This window comes from Runella aurantiaca (assembly GCF_003339505.1).
GTDB lineage: Bacteria > Bacteroidota > Bacteroidia > Cytophagales > Spirosomataceae > Runella > Runella aurantiaca.
The window spans coordinates 18,670-42,816 of record NZ_QPIW01000030.1; the positions used below are offsets into that span (position 1 = coordinate 18,670).

Here is a 24,147-nt window from a genome sequence, read left to right on the forward strand (position 1 = left end):
ATCAGCGGTTAATGAGATAATCAGGGGAAGACAAAATCAACACCAGCATCAATCTGACGCGGCGATAGGCTTGGTCTGCGTTGGGCACGCCGTTGGTGTTTTCGGAATAGGGCATTTTAATGACCATCGAACGAATCAAATCCAAGGTCTTGGCCGACAGTTTTCCACCCGTAAAAAGCAGGTTATATTTGTCGAGTAATTGAACAATTTTATCATTTCGCGTAAAGGCATAATCGGCCACCAAATTAAATTTTGAATCTTGATCGGTTTTATATGTTTCACCGTTAAAAAGTCCCCAATATTCAACGGGATCGTCATCAATTAGCCATTTACCGAGCGCATTTACGTAGGCAGTGATGGTTTGGGAGTTCACCAACTGAAACTCTGGCGCAAACTTTCCCTGCGTTTTCAATTCGCCGTCGGGTTGAAAATCGGGTTGAAAAAAGTTAAACACCGAAGGTGAGTTCAGCGGTTTTTGTTCCAATCGGGAAAACAAATCCACCATCACGTTTCGATACACTCCCCCCTGCGTCGTCAGCGGCAGGCCCCGCATTAAATTCATGTATCTCAGAAAAGGTTCGCGAAGCGCTCCCACGGTACTTACGGTTTGATCGATACTGCAATCTCGCGCCTCCGCATCCAATAAAACCGCCCGAACTACCGCTTTTAAGTCGCCGCGCACCCCGCTTCCGTTGTTATTGAACACCGTCGCCACCCGCTGAATGTAACTGGGCGAAGGATTTGACATGACCAACCGCTGAATGAGCCGTCGGGCAATGAACGGACCCACGTTGGGGTGGTTGGCCAATACATCCAATGCATCCTTGATGTCTTGCTCACCCTGCAAAACGGGCCGGGCAGGAATCGTTACTCCCAGAAAAGTCTTCGGGCCGGGTTCGTGACCGTTCACGATGCGCGGAGTAGTCTTCCACGGATTTTTTTTGGCGTCGCTCGAATCAATCGGAAAAAACTTCATGGGTAAAGTGTAACTCCAATTGTTCTTTTCATTGTCGCCCAAATAACGGCTATCGCCCCACGACAGTCCCGTAAATACCTTGGCCAGGCCTGCAATGTCGTTGTTGTTGTAGGTCGGGATGAGGTTATTGTTGACGTCCCGCATTTCTGTTCCGTCCACATTTAGTTTGTAAAGTCCAATCGAAAAAAGCTGCATCAGCTCGCGGGCGTAGTTTTCGTCGGGGTAAACTTTATTGGTTGAATCCGTCGCATGGTTGTTCATGAAGGTCAAATAAACGCCCATCGCCGGATGGTACGTGATTTTTTCAAGCAGGTTACGATAGGTTCCTAAGCCATTTTCCAACAATAAATCGTAGTAACTTGACAACGCATACGGGTTGTCGTCAAACGCCGACACCCTCGACACCACAAACAACTCACTCAACGCCCACGCCACGCGCCACCTGACCGCATCGGGGGCGGTCATGGCCCCCTGAAACCACGAAACATCAAAATGCGTATTGCCCACAAACACGTTGGAAAGGGTGTAGGTATTGGAGGGATATTTAAACGTCAGCGAGTCTACCATCATTTGGTGAATCTGCGCTAGGTACGTTTGGGTACGAAAGGAATTGGGAAGCGCAAGCTGATTATCCAGCCATTTCTCAACGCCAAGGTTGGCAACATCCTGTATATGAGCAAAATTATGCCCCAGCGTAGCCTGCGACAAAAACCGCGAAGCCGCCGCTGAGTTGGGCAAAAATCCCGTACCCGTCAAGGTCTGAATCGCGGCGCTGCTTTGCGAAGAAGCCGTCACCGAAACATTCGGGGTATTTCCCTGACCAAAAGTAATGATTGATTGAGCGCGTAAATGAACCAGAAAACAGCAGTAGCAAAAAAAGAGTAGACAAAATTTCATAAACAGTGAGTTTCGCACAACGTAAAAAAAGCCATTAATGAGCATGAAAGCACCACACCACGCGTAAATTTAGCTTCTCTTATTTTTCAAAACAATTTAAGTGCCAGAATAGCCAAATTGGGTAAAATTTCTCATTGGCGGCTTCATCCAAACCTATGGGTTAAAAACGGTTTAATTAAAAAAACAACCTTATTTAAGCTCCATTTTCAACGATTCGCTCGTTTTTTTTTCGACTTCGCCCCCGTCATGACCCAACTTTGGGGCAGTAATCAAGAAAACGCAACGCATGAAAACTATTTATCTCACACTCCTCTCACTCTCTTTTTTTATCCCTCTAACTTCACAAGCCCAATACGGCACCATCTTACCCGACGGCTTTATCATCCCAAAATCCGCCACGCCCCCCGGATGTACCGTAAGCGATAAGGGCAAAATTTATTACAACAGCACCACCAACAACCTGCTGTTTTGTGATGGCTCCGCTTGGAAACCCGCTTCATCGCAATGGTCCAACCCTTTTGCTCAACCTGACGACATTTATTTTAATGCGGGCAACGTAGGCATAAACACCACCACGCCTCAATATTCGCTAGACGTAAACGGTACGGCAAGATTTACGGGAGACCTCTACACCGAAAAATTGGGAATCGGCACCACCACTCCTTCCTCAGCCATTGAAGTACTAGACGGCGACATTGCCATTACAAGCACTGTCGACGCCAAAACCTGGAAATTTGACTACACTGACGAAAGCAACAGCTTAACCCTTCGCGAAAACGGCACCGCACGCATGGTGTTTGCCAACGGCGGCAACATAACCATCGGCGCAGGAACGCCCACCGCCAAATTGACCGTGGAAGGCAACGGCAGCTTTAGCGGCGACTTGACCGTAAACAGCGGAAAGGGAATCGTAAGAAGTACCACAAGCGCCCAACTCAAATACCATACGGCCTCGGTTGCCTTGGGCACCACCTTTTCGGTCACAAACGGAGGCTGCTCTACGGCCAATGCTTCCCTGAGCGCCGCTGGATTCACCACCGCCCCAACGGTCACGGTTGGGAATCTCACGGGCGGGACGGGAGATTTTGGAAAACTGGTCATCAATGTACAATCCACCACCACCACCCAAGCCGTAGTCCGTTTTTGTAATCCTACCGCCAGCCCAATCACGTTAACTGGCATGACTTTCAACGTTTTGTGCATTGGTCAATAATATAAAAACTAAATCGAGCCATGAAATTAGCCATCCTTTTCGTTGGAATATTGTTTTTGACCCAAAAATCAATGGCCCAATTCAGTGAATTAACCGTTGATGCCCTTTCCTTACCCAACCTAACGGTAACTCCTTGTAGTGAGGGCAACATTGGTAAAATGTACTATAATGCCGTCAATGGCAAAGTGTGTTACTGCATCAACTATGTCAACTCCTCTTCTTTTGCCGAATCAAAATGGGAAAGAAAGAACAATAACATTTATTATACCCAAGGATTGGTGGGTTTAAACAAATCTACCCCTGCTTATCCGCTGGATGTCAACGGTACGGGTCGGTTCAATTCGCCGCTCTCCGTCGGTGCAAAAGTTGCCATCAACAGCTCCGTACCACCCGTGGAGAAATTACACATTACGGATGGAAATATCGCCATTAAAAGTACGGCTGATGCAAAATTATGGCGCTTATCCTACGCAGATGGTGGGGACAGGTTTGAAATAACCGAAACGGGTTTTACCCCTCGAATGATTATCAATAACGGTGGTGCCATTGGGATAGGGACCGTACCATCCGCCACCGCCGCCCTAAACGTGAGCGGAGGCGGAGCTTTTAGCGGAAATGTCTCATCGGCCAACGTCGGTATACTTCAAAATAGCAACGCCACCCAGTTAAAATTATATACGGGTAGCATCACTACCCCATCCTCTACCTTTTTGGTTCAAAGCAACGGTTGCAACATCGCGGGCTTCAATTTTCCCGCTGGAACATTCACGGCCGTACCTTCGGTTGCGGTAGGAAATAAGACTGCGGGTGGCACATTCGACCAGCGATTGACCCTCACGGTCGAGAGTGTAACGAGCACGGGAGGATACGTCAGATTTTGCAATCCCACCGCAACCAATGTCTCGCTGCTCAGCTATAGCTATACCATCTTTGCGATTGGACAATAATTTTTTTGTTGGCGGTGGAGAATATCGCCAACAAAAACGCTAAGAAGGCAATGCTTCTGACTACGATACTACGCGTCCAGAAGCATTCCAAGACCTTTTGGCCAAGGAAATCATCACAACTGATAGGAGGCAAATACCCGAAATAAACACAAAAATGATGTTGGTATTGCCCACCCAATCAATGATAAAACCGAAGAGCGGTTCGCCCAAGGCAGCAAATACATAACCGAACATATTCATAAAACCAATGCCCGTTCCGGTATAATCCCGCCCGAGCATTTCGGGACTCAACGGCCAAAAACATGATTGAGGCCCGTACACAAAAAAACCGACCGAAAGCATCAAAAATCCCGCCAACAGCAGGTTGTTGGCGGGAAGCACATAGACCAACAGCGCCATAACCGCACTCATTAACATCCCAAAACGGATGGAATGGATGCGGTTTTTCTTAAATAACGAGTCCGACAGCATTCCAAAAGACAACGCTCCCGCCGCCATGCCAACGGGCAGCAAAAATGTCACCCACAAATTGCCCGGGTTGTCTTTCCAATTTTTTCCAAGATAATGGACGGGTACCCAAAAAATAAGCCCATACCGCGCCATGCTTTCAAAACCGAAGGCAAAAGAAGTAAGCAGAAAATGAGGATATGACAAAACCACGCGGTAGCGAGTCAGCCAGCTAATTTTTTCGGAAGTGCCGTCTTTCTTAACAGGGTCATTAAAGCCCGCATCAGAGGGTTTATCGCGGGCAACAATCAAAAAAATGGTCGCTGCTACCAGCAGAAACAACACTGGCAAACGAAAAAGCATCCGCCATTCCATGCCTTGCTGCAAAAGCACGATGGACAGCAGATACGTCAGAACCGACGACAATCCCGCCGCCATCGTATAAAACCCAAAGGCTTTTCCAAGCTCCGCCTCATTCCACCAATTGCTGATTAACTTCCCGCCCGGTGCCCACGCCATGGATTGAAAATACCCGTTTAGCGCCCATAAAATCATGATAGCGGTAATGGAATCGCTATAACTGACGGCAATGTTGGTCAAAACCGACAAGTACGCGCCAGTGGTGACCATTACGCGAGCGCTTAGGCGGTCGGCGAGGTTGCCGTTGATAAATTGGCCGATGGCGTAGCCCAACAACATCGAAAAACTAATCCAGCCAATGTACGAATAAGACACATTGAGTGACGTGGCCATGCCCTTGGCAGCCCACCCGAAATTGTGCCGACCAGTGTAAAAAAACAGGTAACAAAACATCGTTACCAACAACATTTTCCACTGCTGACCTCTGAAAGACGATTGCATATTTTTTCTTTTGGTTACGGTTCTTCGATTCGAATCCCCACGCGTAAGGGCTTGTTTTTCAAGGCGTATTCAAAGGCTTGCTCCGCTTCATTCAGAGAAAACTCCTTCCCGACAATCTGCTCAAAAGGAAAACGTTGGGCATTTCGACGCATAAAATCAACGGCGTACACAAAATCATCGTAATTGTAGTTGTGCAATCCTTTGAGGGTAATCAACCGACGAATGATTTGTTCGGCATCCACCATCACTTTTCGTTGACGAAACACCGCTCCTACCCAAACGGCCACGCCACCCACGGCCAAGGCAGCCACACCTTCTTCCATCGCCTCTGGCGAGCCACTCATGTCAAACACCACTTCTATTTTTGAATAAAAAGAAGATAAACTACTTTTATTTTCCACCCCTGACGTGGGCGTCAAGAGGCAAGTTTCATCGACCCCAAAAGCCAAAGATTGCTCCAAACGCTGGGGAGAAATATCAGCCGTGATTATTTTTTTGGCACCCGCATCTTTGCACATGGCTGCGCAAACCATTCCCAACAGGCCGCTTCCCGTAATCAGCACCGTTTTGCCCTTCACCGTTCCCGCAAGTCGTAACGCTCCTGCCACCGTCGCCACTGCGCAATTGAGCGTAGCCGCCACGGGAAGCGACACATTATCAGGGACTTTGAGGATAGCGGTGTGGGATTTTAGCACACAATATTCGGCCAATCCGCCGTGAAAAGCGTCATTTTCGGTGACCGTTGCGTGGCCGTATTTAAACACCCCTGCCGTTTTTTGCGGCATCCCCTGCGCCGACATTTCAGAATCTGGGTCGGCCGAAAAAATGCTCCACGTCACAATATCACCTTCTTTCAATGGGTTTCCCGCGTAGTCTATCCCCGAATGGCTTTCGTTTATTTTTACCACTTTCCCCACAATCTCATGCCCCAAAATGGTCGGAGTATTTTCTTTTCTCAACCCACAAAAGGTATGCAAGTCGCTGCCACAAATGGTAGTGTATAAATTTCGAATCAATACTTCTCCCACCGCCAACTCAGGCAGCTCACGGTGCTGCAACTGCATCTCCTCACCCGGGCCGTTAAAAACCATCAATTTCCCTAAACTCATTTTGTGCTTTGTATTCGTTTTTTCGCAAAGGTGCTAAATTTTTGTTTACTTATTTTAAACATAAGTTTACCAAATTATAAATTTTCAAAAATTAGGGCAACAAAAAAAGTCATTAGGGTTTTTCAACCGCTAATGACTTTGGTTAGATAAATGCCGTTGGTGATATTTTCGCCGCCAAGCTATCTTTTGCTTACATCCCTTTAAGTACTTTCCACATCTCATCCGCAACGAACTGATTACCAACCTCATTTAGGTGAACGCGGTCGGAGGTGAGGATATTTTTCTCTTCGTTGTTAGGGTTGTTTTTAAGGTTATAGTCTAAAAATGCTTTACGCAGATCAATCAGCGGCAGGCCATTTTTCTTGGCCAAATTCCGAATCATTTGAGAATACTGATTAAGGTCGCCGTCTTGCTGATTGGAGAAATCGGTGCGCTCACCGATGGCGGCAGGGGTGCAAAGGGCTACGCGGATATTGGCCGCTTGCAATTTCTTCAAGATGGCTTCGTAAAACTTCACAAACTTGTCGGGGTCGGTACCTGTGCCGAGGGACGCTTTGTGCCACACGTCATTTACGCCAATGTAAATGATAACCACGTCTGGTTTTTTTGACAACACATCATCTTCCATCCGCAGATAAAGGTCATAAATTTTGTTACCGCCAATACCCGCGCCGATGAGTTCATATTTGCTTTTGAGGTTTTGTTTTTCGAGCATTTCACCCAATTTTACGATATATCCGCCTGGACGAACACCCGCCTGAGTGATGGAATCTCCGAAAAAAATGACCCGAATGGGTTTATCCTGTTGGGCTGCGAGTAGAGGAAGGGCAAAAAAACTAAGTTTGAAGTACCGAAAAAATCTTTTCATTTTAATTGTTTAGAAGTTGAGATACATTTTCCTATAAAGGAAAAATACCGTTCTTTCTAACAGTTTTTCTTTCACGCAGAGACGCAGTAAAAACCACCCTCTGCGCCTTAGCTCCTTTGCGTCTTTGCGTGAATAATCTAATCTTCTCACGCCAAGACACAGCAAAAAACACTTCGTACCTCGGCACCTCTGCGTAAATCCTTAACTGAACAGCCCCAAAATATCATCTTGCGTGAGTTTTTTCAGGAAGCCCGCTTCGGTCGACACGAGGTCGTCGGCGAGGGCGCGCTTGCGGTCTTGCAACTGTACAATTTTTTCTTCTACCGTATCTTTACAAATCATTCGGTACGCAAAAACGCGCTTGGTTTGGCCAATGCGGTGTACGCGGTCGATGGCCTGCTGCTCCACGGCGGGGTTCCACCACGGGTCTACGAGGTATACATAATCAGCTTCGGTCAGGTTGAGACCTACGCCACCCGCTTTGAGGCTCATCAAAAACACGCGGCATTCGTCGTCGCCCTGAAAACGATTCACCCGCTCGGCGCGGTCTTGCGTTTTACCGTCGAGGTATTCGTACGGAATGCGGTCGCGTTCGAGTTTTTGGCGAATCAAGTCAAGCATTTTCAGAAACTGACTGAAAATCACAATCTTGTGGTGTGAAGCGTTCTCTTCAATCTCGCGCACAATTTCGGCCAGTTTGACCGAATCTTGCCCGTAGTCTTCGTCGTCGGAAAGCAAGGCTGGGGAATCGCAAATTTGACGGAGTTTTAGCAAACCTTCCAAAATCAAAAACGACGCCTGTTCTCGCCCGACTTCCGCCATTTTACCCGCAATCATGTCGCGGTATTTATCCCGAAACGCATTGTAGACTTTGCGTTGGCGCTTGTCCATTTCGCAATAGAGCACCGTTTCCGTCTTTTCGGGCAGGTCTTTGGCTACTTCCTCCTTGGTGCGTTTGAGCATAAACGGATAAATCAAACGGCGTAGCTCCGCCGCGCGGGTTTTATCCTGGTATTTATCAATCAAGGTGGCGTACTCGGTCCTGAAAAAATCTTCGTGCCCCAAAAAGCCCGGATTCAAGAAATCAAACTGTGAATACAGGTCAAAAGTATTGTTTTCAACGGGTGTCCCCGTCATGGTCAGGCGATTTTGGGCGTTGAGGAGTTTGACCGCCTTAGAAATCATCGAATCGGGATTTTTGATGGCCTGTGCCTCATCCAACACCACGTAATGAAACCGAAAGTTGCTCAACAATTCAATGTCTGAACGTACCGAACCATACGTTGAAAGGATAATATCGTAGCGATTAAACACCTTGGCATTTTTGGTGCGTTGCGGCCCCGTGTGTACGTATAGCGTCAGCTCAGGGCAAAACTTAGCCGCCTCGGCCTGCCAGTTGAATATCAACGTTTTAGGCACCACCACCAAGTGTACACCTTTGGGATTCCGATTTTTCTGTTCCTGCAAAAACGTCAGCATTTGCAGGGTTTTGCCCAGCCCCATGTCGTCGGCCAAACAACCGCCCCAACCAAATTCATCCAAAAAATGTAGCCATTTATAGCCTTCTTCTTGGTACGGTCGCAGGGTGGCGGTGATGTTTTTGGGCAGTTTTATTTTTTTAATTTCGGTAAAATTCAACAGCTTTTCGCGCTTCTCGTCGAGTTCTTCGAGCAATTTTGGGGTTTCAATAAACTCTTTGTAGCGTTCCAAAATCGTAAAATGTTGTTTAGAAAGCCGCAACACGCCTTTCTTTTCATCCACTTTTCCAAACCGAAACAACTGCGCATATTGCGCCACCCACTCTTCGGGCAGCAGTCCGTACGAACCGTCTTTAAGTTCGACGTAATTTTGCTTTTTTAGAATAGCCTTCCTGACATCGGCCAGCGCCACCGACTGGTCGCCAAACGAAACCTCTACCTGCAAATCAAACCAATCAATGCCCGAAGAATTACGGATTTTGAAGGTTGCCTTGTTGGGGTTGTAACGGAATTTTTTGAGGTTATTAAACCCAAAAAGCTTGGTGCCGTACTGATTTAGGGCTTCATAAAACTGAAACAGCCAGCCCGCTTCCAACACCTGCTCGGAGGGCAGATAAAAATACTCGTCGGTTTGGTGCTCAAAAGCGGGGTGTTGCTTTTGCAAAAACTGCACAAAAGTTTCTTCAGAATCACGGTCCCGGCGTTGAATCTGCACGGTATTGTTGTAAGCATTGACCCGCGCCTGCCGAAAATCGCGGGGTAGTTCTATCTCGTCTCCGTCTTCGGTTGTGTACACAAAAACGGGCACAATCAGCAGGTTATCGTCGGCTTCTTTGAGGTAAACCCTTCCCTCCTGCCATTCGAGGTCAGTCTGCGAAATGGCCTGATTTTTATCAAATTCGACCGAAAACTGGTCGGCCAACGGAATCACAAAACCGTTGAAAAACGCATCATCCCGCACCGAACGCAGGCGAATGGCCCCACCCAGTTCAAAAAAATGACGGGCCACTTTGGCCGCCGCCGCCGAACGAAACCGACAAAGTAAATCATTGGGCAGCAGCGCCAACCAATACGTTTCTAAATCGGTAAGTTCCTGAAACGGAATCAGGGTTTCATTTCCGTGTTTAACAAATGCTTCCAGAATAGTTTCTTGTTCGGTACGCGAAAGCTGAAAGTGCAAATCCAGCGGGGTTTCGCTGACCGTTACGGCCGTTCCGGTGCTGTGGGAGCTAATTTTTTGATTGACCCGCACGGCATGGCCCACCAGCAACGGGAACAGTTTCTCCAGCACTTTACCCGTGATTTCGAGGGCGGCATCAATGATTTCTTCGGTGTATTTGATGTTCCAAGAAGACGTGGAAAGCTTAAACCCACGCTGTCGCAGGGTTTCGTGCATAAATTCCTGCCCCAACAACCGACTCGAATTCATAATCTCCAAATCGGTGGCATCAGCGGCGGGGCGTTCTTTATCGGTCCAGTTGATACGGGCAAAATGTGCCACTTTTCCCGTTTTGGCATTCAAAAATCCTTTGCCTACTTCCAGCCTGAAAAAAGGGAGTTCTTTGGTCGTAAAATGTTCCAATAAGTACACAAAAACGGGCTTGTCTTTGGCATTTTCGGCAGGTACAAACGGACTGGCAGACTTGATGGGCAGGGTACTTTTAAAGACATTTCCCCACTGCACCCCCGCAATCGGCTGAATGCTTTTGTCCAGTACGACCAGTTCTAATTCGCCGTAATGATTGATTTTGAAGTCAAATTTTCCGACCAAATTATCCCCCGAAGTATAGCCATATTTGGCCAGTAACGCATCTTTTTCGCGCTCCCAATTCTTTAGTAACTCCAGTGCGTACAGCCCGCGTTGTTGCTTGAGCCACACCAAAACCCCCATCATGTGCTCACAAAGCGGCGTACGAAGTTCTTGCTGACAAGTACACGAAAAATGGTACTTAAACTTCTCCAATCGGGTAATTAGCACTGTATTCACGCCTTTTTTTCGCACAGACAGCTCAAAACGTTCATAGCCTTTGCCCTGCTCTACAGGCTTCACTTCTAAATAATGACGGCGACTTGCCCAAAAAGAAAGCGGTACGTTGTTCTGAATCTGTTGATCGTCGAGGGTGCGTAAAACCACCGTCGTGTCCGTCATTCGGTGCAGGGTGGGCTTATGAAACACGAGTTTTTGGGGCTCAATCTGCCGCGACGAATCCGTGATGTCAATGATGATTTTTTTTAGGTCGTGAATCGTCGGCTTGGTTTTTTCTGAGCCTTCACTCAGAAAATTTTCTAGTGCATAAGCCGCCGCTACGCCGTGCTTACAGGGATATACCTCTGAGGGGCAACTACAGTAACATTCAATGGCATCGGTATCGTCCATACTCGACAGTTCCACCTCGTACTTCTGCGAACTCGATTGACTTTCAACGTTAAACTTTGCCGCGTAATAATCTCCGTCAAAACTCGCAATTTTTACTCCTCCACTTCTAAAAATATCATTTCCGCGTTGACGAACAGCACTTGAAGCTTCTTTTCGCAAAGCGGTCAAACTTTCTATGATTAATCCTTTAAAATAAGCCATTTTATAGTTTCAATTTCCAGGTTGCCAAGGGTTAAATTCTGACCTGTAATTCCTGCCAACCCGTTCTCAAAAGGTGGTACGTTCAATCTAATTCGTTGATATATTCCGCCGGCACATCGTAGAGTTCATTCTCAACATCCTTCATTTTGGGGAACATCTTGGTATCAGGTTGGATTCCATAACGAAATTTAATTTCGGTGAATTCAAACGAAAAGTCGCTTTTGGTCGTCGATAGTAACGGAAAGTCAACCCGTACCTGATAAATCGTCCCTTCGATGGTCTCGTAGGGAGGTTTTTTGTACAAAGTAAACAAATCAATCTTTACCCGCTCGCCAATGCGAAAGGGGGATTCAATGGTAGGTAATGGAAATAAAAGTTTCATAATAACGCGAATAACGATAAAACGGCAGTCCTTTGCAACGAAATCGTTACCTTCACCGTAATATTGAACAATTCAAAACGCAAATCGTTCTGTAATTATTCAGCTTTTTAATGATACAACGGCTACTAATTTTTGGGATATGTTGGGGTGGGCTCTTTCTTTCTGCAAAAGCCCAAGTGGAGGAATATTATCGTCCTTTTAAACGACCCAAAACGGCCATTTTTCTTCCCCAACCCGATTTAGTTCGCTCCAACAGTCATTGGTACATCGGCATGGAAGGCGGTGGAAAATGGAACGGGGCTACGCTTTCCAATTCCCTTTTTGGGCTGTTGGCCTATCGCTCTGGCTATACCGATAGCTACGCGGGCGGGCATTTGGGATATTCGCACAATTTACGGTGGTCTATCGAATCAGGCTATATTCGTAACCCCTCCAATACCATCATGCGGGTCAATGCCTTTCGGGGTTTTACGGTCCGGGTCAATGAACTTGAACACAGCATTCCGCTGCGGTTTAAATGGCGCATTCTTCGGTTGGGCAACGTCCTCAAGCAATCGGGTATCTACGTCGGTGCGGGGGTTTTATGGACTCCCACGCGCAAACGACAAAATGCCGAAACTTTTTTATTAACGGGACTTACCCGTGTATCAGGCGCTGGCAACGCACCCGATACGCTTTTGGTAGAAAATCAAACCTTCTCCACTGGAAAATCTAAACTAGAACCCGAAGTAAGCCTTGAATTTGTGGGCCGCGTATCGACCCACCTCGAACTCGTCGCCTTCGGGCGCGTTCACTACGCGGGTGCTTCTGCCCTACGCTCCGATTCCCAATTATACATCAACCGACTGATTGAAAGCACATCTTCACTTACCTTACGCCCCGTGAGTTATCAGTTTGGCGTAGCCATCCGATACATTTACGGAATGCGCAATTTGTATCGAAGTCGTTTCGAAGATTGAAAATTTAGCCTTAAAACTGCTTCAAATAGCTAATTTTGGCAATGACGTGGTCTTCAGTTTGCTTTCTCACTCCCATATTATCAAATCCACGATGGTTATACACCACGTAGATGTACGACAACGGCTGATACTCCCACGACAAGCGAATGTTGTAGTTTTGCGAATTTGTCCCCGTATTTTTCTGGTAAAACCCAATCAATTGCACGCGGGGATTCAGCGCAAAGCGCCCTTCCAAGCTGTATAAATCCACATCGGCGGTGGTTTTAGCGTCACCTACTTTATTGAAATGGTTACGATTAAAACGCCCCGTCAATGACAAATGTGGCAACGGCGCAAATTGCAATTGCGCATTCAAAGCGTTAAGTTTTCCATCAAAATATGAACCCCAACTATAATCCATGAAAAAATTCAGCATTTTCGACTGGTCGGTACTCAAGTATACCTGATGCCGCACATAATTGTACTCGCCCTCCCGGATGGTGATTCCCAAGGGCGCAAAAGGCTCCGTCAATCGTTGAAACGTAGGGTTAATCAAATACCCAAAGAAGCCACCATTCTGAAAATTAAACCAGACAGGATTTATATTTACCTGTCTTTCAATCAGTTGTCCAGTAGATGCCTGATGATAAAACTCGGTCATGATACCCGGTTCAAAGGCCCTAATGAGTTTTTTGGGCAACCATTTACCCCGGTTATAAAAAAAGATACCCGGTGTGGTGCCAATCACGTCGGTGCGCGACACAAAGCCCATTTCGGGATTAAAGTCTTTGGTCACAATCGACTGCGTCCACCACATTTTCCATTGGTTGGTGGTATAATAATATTGAGCAAACCCAGAAAAACCCTGTTTACCCGTCCCCGTTGAGGCCGAATGTACCACCATAGCGTTGATGGAATGGGAAGCGTTCAATCGAAAAAAGCCATCAAGGGTACTGGTAACGTTGGAACCGTCGGGACGGTTTTTGATGGTAACTAGTCCACCAATTCGGTTTTGTTTACCAAAATTTTCCGAAAATCGTCCCACAAAAAAGTTAGTAGCCGGCGTATCCTCCACGCCCCGTTGCCGCATCAAGATTGCCCCGAAATTACGTTTCAAAGAGCGGTACACAAAGCGCCCGCCGACATCAATGGGAATCGGATTTCCGTTGTCATCCAACCCAATTCGACGACTGAAAAAAGGTTGCACACGCATCGTACCGCCCGCCAAATCCTCACTCGGACCTACGCCCACGCCAAACAATGAGGCATTTTCGAGAAAAAACGGCCGCCGCTCAGGAAAAAACACCGAAAACCGCGTCACGTTGTTGACCTGTCGGTCGGCATCCGCCTGGGCAAAATCAGTATTGGTCGTCAAGTCCAGCACCGCGTTGGGATTGATGGCCCACTTGAGTTCCCCGCCCAATTTAAAGTTGGTATCCTCAGGCTTGATACTCGGGTCAAAATTTTTGTAGTGGTCGTAAGAAGTCAAAAAATAAGGTTGAATCCGCACGTTGGGCTTGGGCGGCGGCGGCTGGAGATTTTTCAACACACCAGCATATTCCATTCTCATGGCTGTGAAAGAGCGCGGATAGGGCGAAAAAGCCGTTTGTTCGTTGCTTAATCGGCGGTTTCGATACACGTTAAATCCCCAATCCTGCGACACTGCCTCCGTTTTGGGGTAACGTAAAGTTTGCCAAGGAATAGCGATTTCGGCCACCCAACCCGAATCTGAGCGCGAAGTACGCACCCGCCAAAGCCCATCCCAGTCGATGTCATAATAAATATCATCGAATGAAAGCAAATCCCGCTGCACCCCATAAGGGTTGGTTATCAACGCCATCGCATTGCGCTTGTCGTTAAAGCCATCAAAAACCACCCCCATAAAATCGTGCTGCCGGGCGTTAAAATCCCGCTTAAAATCCGTAGCACGAATGGCTTTTTTGCCCAGTGAGTCCCGCGAAAAAACGCCGAGGTACAAATAGTTTCGGTTGTAAAGCACCCTAACTTCGGTGGCGTGACTAGGGCTTTTTCCCTGAAAAGGTTCAATTTGGGTAAAGTCAGCGGACGGCTTGGCTTGTTTCCATTCCGCATCATTCATGAGACCGTCGATGCGAAGTGTGGAAGAAATTTGGACAGCTTCAAGTTCTTTTTTAACAGAAACTGGTTTGAAGATTTCAGCATCTTGTGCAAAAGAACATAATGAGCCAAAGACGAAAAAAAACGGAAAAATTCGAGACATAAAATGGCTGTAAATAATTTTATGGGCGTAAATTTAGCAAAATTGCCCGAAAGTTCCTTTTCGTTTCCCCATTCTAATTCATTGAACGCTGGGCTTTTTTTTAGACATTAATCAGCAAAAATGTTTCATCCGCCGACATTCATAAACTATTAAATTATGACACAACACTGGCATTTACTTTCCCCAGAAGAGGCTTTAAAACAGCAGCACAGCTCACCAACGGGCCTGACAATTTCGGTGGCCCAGCAAAAACTGCAAAGTGAAGGACGCAACGAATTGAAGACAAAGAAGAAAAAATCGCCTATTTTCATTTTTCTTCAACAATTCCTAAACGTCATGATTCTGGTGCTCATTGTGGGAGCCGTCGTGTCGGGGATTGTGGGCGAGTTATCGGATACCATCGTTATTTTAGTCATCATTCTTCTCAATGCCGTTATTGGTTTTGTGCAAGAATACCGCGCCGAAAAAGCCATGGAAGCGCTCGGAAAGCTGGCAGTTCCGACCACCAAAGTAATCCGCGACGGAAAACCCACCGATATTCCCTCCCCTGAGCTTGTCAAAGGCGACCTCGTTTTGCTAGAAGCGGGCGCGGCCGTACCCGCCGACCTGCGTTTGATGGAAGTGCATTCACTCAAAATTGAAGAAGCAGGCCTGACGGGTGAATCACAGCCTGTGGATAAAACAACCGACCCACTTGATGACAAATCGCTGCCTTTGGGCGACCGCACCAACATGGCTTTCAGCGGCACCAACGTCACCAACGGACGAGCGCAGGGCGTCGTAGTGGCCACGGGTATGGACACCGAGCTGGGCAAAATTGCGGGGATGTTGCAAGAAGAAGGCAGTGAAACGCCCCTCCAAAAAAGAATGGGCGATTTTGGCCGACGATTGACCATTATCATCCTCATCCTCTGCGGGGTACTGTTTTTGGCGGGGTATCTGCGCGGTGAAGAAATCGGCAACATGCTGCTTACGTCCATTTCGCTCGCGGTTGCGGCCATTCCCGAAGCATTACCCGCCGTCATCACGGTTTCGTTGGCATTGGGCGCGGGCCGTTTGGCCAAGCGAAATGCCCTTGTCAGAAAACTATACGCGGTCGAAACCCTCGGCTCAGTGACCTACATCTGCACCGACAAAACGGGGACTTTGACCAAAAACAAAATGGAAGTGGTGGACCTTTGGGTAACCAATGAAGCTGACCAAATGCGTATGTTGCAGGCAATGGCCCTCAATCAAGATGTAAAAAAACAAGACAACGTCCTCACTGGCGACCCCACTGAAGTGGCCATCCTCAACTACGCCCAAGCGCAGGAATCTTTTGATAAACAATGGCGGAAGAAGAACAAACGCGTGCATGAATTGCCGTTTGATTCAGACCGCAAGGCCATGACCACCATTCACGAATACGACGGTAAATTTTTGGTTATTTCCAAAGGTGCGGCCGAATCCATTGCCCAAATCAGCATTGGAGACGACACCGCTATCAAAGAACAGGAAGAACGCATGGCCCAAGAAGGAATGCGCGTTTTGGGGTTTGCCACCAAAGTATTGGACGCATTACCAGCCGACATTACCATTGAAACCATCGAAAAAGACCTCGATTTTTTGGGGCTTGTCGGCCTGATTGACCCACCCCGCGAAGAAGCACAAAAGGCCATTCAAGAATGTAAATCGGCAGGAATTGTGCCCGTGATGATCACTGGCGACCACCCACTCACGGCGGCGAGCATCGCCCGCGAAATCGGCATTTTGGACAACGATCAACAAAAGGTAATCACGGGCAAAGAACTGGCGGCCATGAGCGAAAAGAAGTTTGCCAAAGAAGTGCTAGACATTAGAGTGTACGCGCGCGTGTCGCCCGAACAAAAACTAAACATCGTAAAAGCCCTTCAGAATCGCGACCAGTTTGTGTCCATGACGGGCGACGGCGTCAACGATGCGCCTTCGCTCAAACGCGCCAACATCGGCATTGCCATGGGAATCACGGGCACCGACGTGACCAAAGAGGCCGCACACATGATTTTGTTGGACGATAATTTTGCCACCATCATCAAGGCCGTCCGCGAAGGGCGTCGCATTTACGACAATATCACCAAATTCATTAAGTACATCATGACTGGCAACGCCGCCGAAATCTGGAGCATCTTTTTGGCTCCGCTCATTGGCTTGCCTATTCCGTTGTTGCCCGTTCATATTTTATGGGTCAATTTGGTAACGGATGGTTTGCCTGCCTTGGCGCTGGCGGCCGAGCCTGCCGAAAAAGGCATCATGAGTCACCCGCCGCGCGACCCCAAAGAGAGCATTTTTGCCAACGGACTGGGCCGCCACATCATTTGGGTAGGTATTTTGGTGGGATTGCTGACCGTTGGCACGCAGTGGTACGAAATCAATTCTGGAGCTGACCACTGGCAAACGATTGTGTTTACGGTACTGTGTTTGAGTCAGCTTTGGCACGTGATGGCCGTGCGAAGCCATAAAGAATCGCTGTTTAGCCAAGGTTTATTGGGTAACAAAACCCTGCTTGGGGCCGTATTATTAACAATTGCCTTGCAGATGGCGGTGATATACGTGCCGTTTCTGAATGACTTCTTTCATACGCAACCTCTTACGTTGGAAGAATTAGCCGTTGCCTTTGGCGTATCAAGCATCACTTTTTGGGCCGTAGAAGTGGAAAAAACCTTTAAACGAAATAAAAAGTAAAAAAATAGACTTGGAAAGTTTTCCAAACTTTCCAAGTCTCCGAAGAACAGGTGATTAAAAATCGGTATTTGCTTCGGTTATGTCCATTTTCTGAATCCATATATTGCGGTAAAGCACGTCGTGGCCTTCGGCCTGTAATTTTAAGCCACCGGGCACGTCGGTAATGCCTTTGCCACCATCATTTCCCCCATCAATGCCCGAGTTCGGGCCGCCCCATACTTGACTGATGCGTTGGTTTTTGTGCACTTTTTTACCGTTAAAATAGATGGTTACCAACGGTTTTTCAACCAGTTTCCCATCCTTAAAACGCGCCGCCCTAAACATAATATCGTAGGCGTTCCATTTACCTACGCCGTTATAAGCATAATAAGGAGAAGGCGTTTCGTTGATGACCGCCGCCATGCCGTGCGAGGTGGTATCACCGTCTAATACTTGAATTTCGTAGCGATTTTGGAGATACACACCGCTGTTGCCACCGGGTTTGCTAATGTAAAACTCCACATGAAGGCGAAAATCCTTGAATTTTTCTTTGGTCACAATATCCGCCGCGCCGTACTTTCCACCCGCGGCGGCAGGGTCATTGGTATTGACGGCCGTACCCTTATCGACAGGGTCATTGACAATAAACCACTTGATGGGAAGCGTCGCCGCCAAACGTGGGCCATCCCAATACGTCCATTTTTCATCGAGCATTTTGCGCGACCCGTCAAAATACACCTCGGCTTTTTTGGGGGCTTTTACCCCGACTCCTACTTGGGCAATTGAGGGAAATGCTAAGCCAACCACAAGCATGGACCCAGCAAAAATGAACGATTTAGTGGCAATTTTATTCATGAGAAAACAAGTTTTTGGGGGTGAAATACAACTATTTATCAAAGCAAGAAAAGGCTTATTCTACTTCATTTTAAGTCGGTCTCGTACACAAACAGCGTCGAAGCGGCATCATCATCGGGCACAAAATAGCCGCGCAGACCCGTGACGGTTGATTCCATCCAAAAGGGATTGTTGGTCATGGGCGCACCCGTGGGCGACCACAGCAGCAACGGCACCTGAAACACCGGACGGTTGTCTTTCAAATCCACTACTTCCAAGCCCCCCAACGCAAAAGCCGCCGCGTCGGGAGCGGTTTTGTATTTTTTTAGCCCACCGCAAAGCATCTTGCGTTGTCCGATGTAGTGACAATCCTGATAATCAACGTAAAAGGCGGGATTATCTACCCGCAATTGCTTTGGAGAAACGGTAGTATTTGACGGCATTTCCCACTGATAAAAGCGACGAGAACCCCAACTAACCGCGTTGAGCGTATTGGCTTCGGTATCGTGGACGATGCCCCCAAGGTGATCATCCACGCGCATCACTTCGATGGCTTTCATCGTTTCAGGGTCGACTTTATAAATCACTGCGCGACTGTCGGCGCGGTATTCTGCCACGGGAACCCAGATGTGTTTTCCGTCAAAATCTATCCCGCCAGGATGATACATTAAGCCCTCGCCCAAGGTAATGGAAGCGATTAATTTGCCCTTGGAGTCAAACTTAAAAAGGTGGCCGATGCCTGCGCCTCCGTCGTTGTTTTGCCGTTTGCGGGTGACTTCTACCGAACTCAGGTAAAAATATTGGCCGATTTTGACCATTCCTTGGGGATGAAAACTCGGAAATTGAAGCCGAACCGAAGACGTTAATTTCCACGGCGAATCCGGGCGAAGTTGGGTTAGTTTTTCCACCAATTGTGCCTGTGCAAAAAGGTTAAAAAACAAGCCAAAGGTCAACACAAAGTACTTCATCGTATTTTTGAAAATGAAAGAATGAGTTGTTCTTAAAAGTAAATCAAGCCCTTATTCTTTGATTTGGATGGACATTATTAGAAAACATCCTGCGACAAAAGACAAAAAAAAGCCGCCCCTCAAGTGAAGGACGGCTTTCCGACGTTTTCTTAACCTAAACTAAAATCTTTATATGTATTTCCTGATTGTCGATACTGGCAAAAAAGGAAATGGTTACAGTGAATGTCTACATTTTGTTTGTCGCTGGTCCAAAGCGGTTTTCAGTACTCCCCCTTCAACCCCTCTCCTTTACTGGCCGGAATTGGCCCGGTTACGCAAATCTTCGGTACTTGTGCTCCGTTGACGGGCGGCTTTAACATTTTGATTTCCAAATCGGTACGTAAACGATAAGCGTACTTGGCGACTTTCCCAGCGCGAATTGACGCTGAAATTCAAGTCTTGGTATTTGACCGTTCCAGCAAAACGATTCAGGAAGAAAATATCCTGTACATTCAAACGCAACGATGCTTTCCGATTCCAAAGTGATTTGGCAAAACCAGCACTGATTTGCCCCTGTGCTTTGGCTTGGAGGATGTTGTACTGCGTTGGTGAATTCCAGAATCCGCTCAACTCCGCCGTGTAGCCCTTGGGAAGCGTAAAATTGTTGGTCACAAATACCGTCGCTCCAAATTGACCCAAATCCAAGTCGGCACCGTAGTAAAACGAGCGGTAACGGTTATAAAACGCACTCACGTTGTTTTGCATTGTCCACCATTTACTGATGGTGACGGGAATACTAAACGTTGCGTTGTAACTATCTTGGTGGTCAAGGTTTTCGGTGGTTACGTAGGTTTTATTTTCCTCGGCAATCTGTTTAGGAATCTGGTCAGCAATGACGTCGTTGATGCGACTGTAGCCCAACGTGGTCGAAAACATCCCCTTAAATACGTGTGTCACCTGAAACGAATTGGTAAACTGCGGGCGCAAATTCGGGTTCCCTTGTTGGAACGTCAACGGATCTAAAAAGAACTGGAAAGGATTCAAATTGCGGTAGTTCGGACGGTCGATGCGACGACTAAACGACACGTTCAACACGTTGTTGGTATCCAACTGACGCGACACAAACACACTGGGAAACGCGTTGATGTAGTTGCGATCAACGATGCTGTTGAGCGTTACTGAATTTCCTTTTGAGTGCGTATGCTCCACGCGCAATCCCAACTGCAACTGTGTTTTTTTATCAAGTTTTGTGCTGTAATTGGAGTAAACCGCGTTGATATTTTCGGTGTATTTAAAACGATTAGAGCGCGAAGGGTCCAGAATCCACTGCTTATCCACCTGCGTCTCAAAACGCATATCGTTGTCTGAATTTACCAAACTACTTTTGGCACCGGCTTCAAATTTACCCTTTTTGAGGGGATGGATATAGTCAACTTTTGCGGCCGCAATACCGATGGTTGAAGGCATGATGTTGCGAACAATTTCTTTGCTCGTAAGCACATCTTTGGCGTCAAAATAATTGGTATTGAGGTCATTACCAGAATTTCCGTCAAAAACCGAGTAGTCGGCATCGGCGCTCAATTCGCGTCCGTTCCCAAAATCATGTTTCAAATTGAGGTTGCCCGTGAAGTTATTCAACTTATTATGGTTGAAAGCGTCGGTGGCAAAACGGCCCGTCAGCGTACGGTTTTTGTCATAAAAATCCGTGCTTGAAATTCCGTTCATTTTGAACTGATTCAAGAAGCCCGTTGCCAAGATGCCGACGGTGGTTTTCTTGGTCACAAAATAATCCACTCCCGCCCTAAAACTCAGGTTTTGGGGATTACCCACGCGGGGGCTGTTTTGGTCCAAGTAAGTAATTTGGTCTTTGTAAGCAATGGTCCGGTCGATGTCCTGCGTGTTTTGAAAACGGGCGTGGAAGAGGCTCACGTTGGCAAATGAGTTGATTTTTGCTGTGCGGTGATTGAGACCAATCGAGCCGTTCAGTTTTTCGTATTTTCCCACTCCTGCGCTGAGGGTATAGTTTCCGTTGGTGCCGAAATTTTTGTTTTTCTTCAACACAATGTTAATCAAGCCCGAATTGCCCGCGGCGTCGTATTTGGCGGGTGGATTGGTAATCAACTCAATTTTTTCAACGTTGTCGCTGGGCATACTTTGGAGCATATTCATAAGGTCTTGCATCGAAATCTGCTGCAATTTCCCGTCAATCATCACCATCACTCCCTGACGGCCTTTCAATTGCAAACGGTCATTTTGGCGGTCAATCGTAACACCCGGTGCTTTTTCCAACACTTCCAGGGCCGTTCCACCCGCCGACACAGCGCTGTTTTCAACGTTGACCACCATCCGGTCAATCTGCTGTTCCACAAAAGGTTTCTTGGAAATCACCTTTACCTCGTCCAAGGTCTGCGAAGTTTCGGTCATCTGAAGTGCTGGCACCTGAACGGTGGAAGCGGCGGCCGAAACCGCAAAGGGAGCCGAATACGTTTTTTGAAATCCAACCATGTTGGCTCCAATCAAGTAACTGCCCTCAGGCACGTTTTCAACTTCATAATAACCCGTTTCGCTCGTGATGGCTCCTTTTACCAGTGTAGAGTCCTTTGCCTTGAGCAATAAAACCGTCGCAAATGGGAGGGCTTTTCCGTTTGTTTCACGGATTTCGCCCGATACTTTCCCCCGAACGGGGCTTTGGGCAAACATTGAAGTAGAAAGCAGCAACATAGCTGCAACCAAACTCGTAAAAGTTTTCATGGCTGTTGTTTAAAATGGCTGTTGTTAATTACTGCTTCAAAACTACGGTACTTTGCAATACAAGCTACCTTTTTTTACACAAGCGGTTTGATTTTTTGGACAAACGGTTTGAAGGAGTCGTTTTGGATAAATTTTAGATTACAGGCAGCCAATGGGATACTTTAAGAATAGTTAACTGCCTGTAATCTCTTGCTTACTTTGTTTTCACGCTGCTAATTTCAGTGATAAGATGCATTCAAGTAGCTAAAGGTTGCATGAAGTGTAAAAAAAACTTCATGAAAGGTAAAAATTGGTTTCTCAATTAGGTTTCTCTTTATTTTGTGCATTCGTCAAATCAACCCCCGTTATGCAGCTCCCTTACTATATTGATATGATTGGCGTATTGGTGTTTGCCATATCGGGTGCTTTGGCGGCTTCCGATAAGAAAATGTACCAAGACCTGTTCGGCGTCTTTTTTACGGGCTTTATCTCGGCCATCGGCGGCGGTACCCTCCGCGACGTCACGCTGGGCGTGTATCCCTTGGCGTGGGTGAAAGACATGAATTACCTGATTTTCATTACGTTGGGGGTCATCATTACGGTCCTATTCAAGCGCATCATTTTTCGGTTGCATAAAGTCATTTTTCTGCTCGACACCGTGGGCATCGGCGTCTACACGATTTTGGGCGTGCAAAAATCCCTGCAATACGGCGTCAATCCTTTTGCAGCCATTATATTAGGAATGGTATCTGCTGTCTTTGGCGGCGTCATTCGCGACACCCTCATCAACGAACTACCGCTGATTTTTCAAAAAGAAATCTACGCTACGGCCTGCATGGCGGGGGCGGTTGTGTTTGTTTTACTGGATTACTACGATTTTCATTCGGATTGGAATGCGATTGGATGCGTATTATTGATTATTATTGTTCGGTTAATCGCGGTAAAGTACCGTTTGTCTTTGCCCAAAATTGACCTGTAAATACCTGACCTCTTCCCTTTTATGAAAGAATCTTTAGCGGCGCTGGACTACATCCGCCTCGATTTTTCGGCCGAAAGCTCGGCCACCATCAACGTGGCGCTCGCGCTGATTATGTTTGGCGTAGCGCTGGAAATCAAACCCGAACATTTCAAAAACCTCATTCAAAATCCCCGACAACTCATTGCGGGCGTGTTGAGCCAAGCCATTTTATTGCCCGCCGCCACCTTTGGTCTGGTGATGGCCCTGGGCGACAATATCACCGTGGGCGTGGCCTTGGGGATGATTTTGGTGGCTGCCTGTCCGGGCGGCAATATTTCCAATTTCATCACTTCCTTTGCCAAAGGCAACGTGGCGCTGGCCGTCAGCCTAACGGCCATCAGCACGATTTTGGCGGTGGTTATGACGCCCTTTAACTTTACATTCTGGGGCAACATGTACGCGCAGGCCAACTCACTCGTGCGGCCCATCGAACTCGACTGGCGGGAGTTGCTCAAATCGGTCATGATGATTTTGGGACTGCCAATGGCGCTCGGAATGCTCTGCTCGGTTTATTTGCCTCGCCTTGCGGAGCGCCTCATCAAACCCCTGCGGCAGGCTTCGTTGGTGTTTTTTATCGTTTTGGTGGTGGTGGCATTCACCAAAAATTTCGACATTTTCATCAATCACATCACCTACGTTTTTCTGTTGGTGCTGATTCACAACGGCATCGCGCTGGGCATCGGGTACCTGACCGCGACCGTTTTTGGTCTTTCAGAAACCAACCGTCGCACGCTCAGCATCGAAACTGGCATCCACAACTCGGGCTTAGGACTCGCGCTGCTTTTTAACCCCGCCGTTTTTCCACCCGATTTGCCGCTGGGCGGCATGGCCATCGTGGCTGGTTGGTGGAGCATCTGGCACATTGTATCAGGCACGGCCTTGGCGTTTTATTGGCAACGAAAAAGTACGTTGGTGGGTGTGAAGGATTAGGTTTGGGGGATTTTTTTATTGTGGGCAAGTTTCACAGACCCTAAACACAAGACATAATACAAAAACCCAAACTTAG

At 47.3% G+C, this 24,147-nt stretch carries 16 protein-coding genes; 6 read left to right on the forward strand and 10 right to left on the reverse strand.

Annotated elements, in window-relative coordinates:
- Window position 1 precedes the first annotated feature (1 nt).
- Window positions 2–1,873: a DUF1800 domain-containing protein gene (locus DVG78_RS24935; RefSeq protein ID WP_158550091.1), complete on the reverse strand. Its 1,872-nt coding sequence runs from the start codon at window positions 1,871–1,873 to the stop codon at window positions 2–4.
- Window positions 1,874–2,159: 286 nt separating this feature from the next.
- On the opposite strand from DVG78_RS24935, the gene DVG78_RS24940 reads away from it, so the two are divergent.
- Together DVG78_RS24940 and DVG78_RS24945 are read left to right on the forward strand one after the other, a co-directional pair.
- Window positions 2,160–3,086, forward strand: a complete 927-nt coding sequence (locus DVG78_RS24940) for a hypothetical protein (RefSeq protein WP_114463743.1) — start codon at window positions 2,160–2,162, stop codon at window positions 3,084–3,086.
- Between the two features lie 20 nt (window positions 3,087–3,106).
- Window positions 3,107–4,033 (forward strand): hypothetical protein, encoded by a 927-nt coding sequence (locus DVG78_RS24945; protein WP_114463744.1) that lies wholly within the window; start codon window positions 3,107–3,109, stop codon window positions 4,031–4,033.
- Window positions 4,034–4,093: 60 nt separating this feature from the next.
- Here DVG78_RS24945 and DVG78_RS24950 read toward each other — a convergent pair whose 3' ends face one another.
- The 5 genes from DVG78_RS24950 to DVG78_RS24970 form a co-directional block, all read right to left on the reverse strand.
- Window positions 4,094–5,341, reverse strand: a complete 1,248-nt coding sequence (locus DVG78_RS24950) for an MFS transporter (protein WP_114463745.1) — start codon at window positions 5,339–5,341, stop codon at window positions 4,094–4,096.
- A gap of 14 nt (window positions 5,342–5,355) precedes the next feature.
- The gene (locus DVG78_RS24955; protein WP_114463746.1) at window positions 5,356–6,450 is read right to left on the reverse strand and encodes a zinc-binding dehydrogenase; all 1,095 of its coding nucleotides are present in this window, start codon (window positions 6,448–6,450) and stop codon (window positions 5,356–5,358) included.
- Between the two features lie 190 nt (window positions 6,451–6,640).
- A complete protein-coding gene (locus DVG78_RS24960) occupies window positions 6,641–7,318 on the reverse strand; it encodes an SGNH/GDSL hydrolase family protein (protein ID WP_114463747.1) in 678 nt (225 codons plus the stop codon).
- 201 nt (window positions 7,319–7,519) lie between these two features.
- Entirely contained in the window at window positions 7,520–11,374 is a 3,855-nt protein-coding gene (locus DVG78_RS24965; RefSeq protein ID WP_114463748.1) for a DEAD/DEAH box helicase, read from the reverse strand.
- Between the two features lie 82 nt (window positions 11,375–11,456).
- Window positions 11,457–11,756 carry a hypothetical protein gene (locus DVG78_RS24970; RefSeq protein WP_114065585.1) on the reverse strand — a complete coding sequence of 100 codons (300 nt, stop codon included), beginning with the start codon at window positions 11,754–11,756 and terminating at the stop codon, window positions 11,457–11,459.
- Between the two features lie 110 nt (window positions 11,757–11,866).
- On the opposite strand from DVG78_RS24970, the gene DVG78_RS24975 reads away from it, so the two are divergent.
- Complete coding sequence (locus DVG78_RS24975) at window positions 11,867–12,715, forward strand: hypothetical protein (RefSeq protein WP_114463749.1); 849 nt, start codon at window positions 11,867–11,869, stop codon at window positions 12,713–12,715.
- Window positions 12,716–12,725: 10 nt separating this feature from the next.
- Here DVG78_RS24975 and DVG78_RS24980 read toward each other — a convergent pair whose 3' ends face one another.
- Window positions 12,726–14,933, reverse strand: coding sequence for a DUF5916 domain-containing protein (locus tag DVG78_RS24980; protein ID WP_114463750.1), 2,208 nt, complete (start codon window positions 14,931–14,933; stop codon window positions 12,726–12,728).
- A 156-nt stretch (window positions 14,934–15,089) separates the two neighbouring features.
- Between DVG78_RS24980 and DVG78_RS24985 the strand changes: the two genes are divergently transcribed.
- Window positions 15,090–17,633 (forward strand): cation-translocating P-type ATPase, encoded by a 2,544-nt coding sequence (locus DVG78_RS24985; protein ID WP_114463751.1) that lies wholly within the window; start codon window positions 15,090–15,092, stop codon window positions 17,631–17,633.
- Window positions 17,634–17,687: 54 nt separating this feature from the next.
- On the opposite strand, the gene DVG78_RS24990 is transcribed toward DVG78_RS24985, so the two are convergent.
- From DVG78_RS24990 to DVG78_RS25000, 3 genes are all read right to left on the reverse strand, one after another.
- Window positions 17,688–18,425, reverse strand: a complete 738-nt coding sequence (locus tag DVG78_RS24990) for a 3-keto-disaccharide hydrolase (RefSeq protein WP_229598316.1) — start codon at window positions 18,423–18,425, stop codon at window positions 17,688–17,690.
- 107 nt (window positions 18,426–18,532) lie between these two features.
- Complete coding sequence (locus tag DVG78_RS24995) at window positions 18,533–19,414, reverse strand: DUF6454 family protein (RefSeq protein WP_114463753.1); 882 nt, start codon at window positions 19,412–19,414, stop codon at window positions 18,533–18,535.
- Window positions 19,415–19,702: 288 nt separating this feature from the next.
- Window positions 19,703–22,144: a TonB-dependent receptor gene (locus DVG78_RS25000; protein WP_114463754.1), complete on the reverse strand. Its 2,442-nt coding sequence runs from the start codon at window positions 22,142–22,144 to the stop codon at window positions 19,703–19,705.
- A 346-nt stretch (window positions 22,145–22,490) separates the two neighbouring features.
- Between DVG78_RS25000 and DVG78_RS25005 the strand changes: the two genes are divergently transcribed.
- Entirely contained in the window at window positions 22,491–23,102 is a 612-nt protein-coding gene (locus tag DVG78_RS25005; protein ID WP_114463755.1) for a trimeric intracellular cation channel family protein, read from the forward strand.
- 21 nt (window positions 23,103–23,123) lie between these two features.
- Window positions 23,124–24,071, forward strand: coding sequence for a bile acid:sodium symporter family protein (locus DVG78_RS25010; RefSeq protein WP_114463756.1), 948 nt, complete (start codon window positions 23,124–23,126; stop codon window positions 24,069–24,071).
- Window positions 24,072–24,147 lie beyond the last annotated feature (76 nt).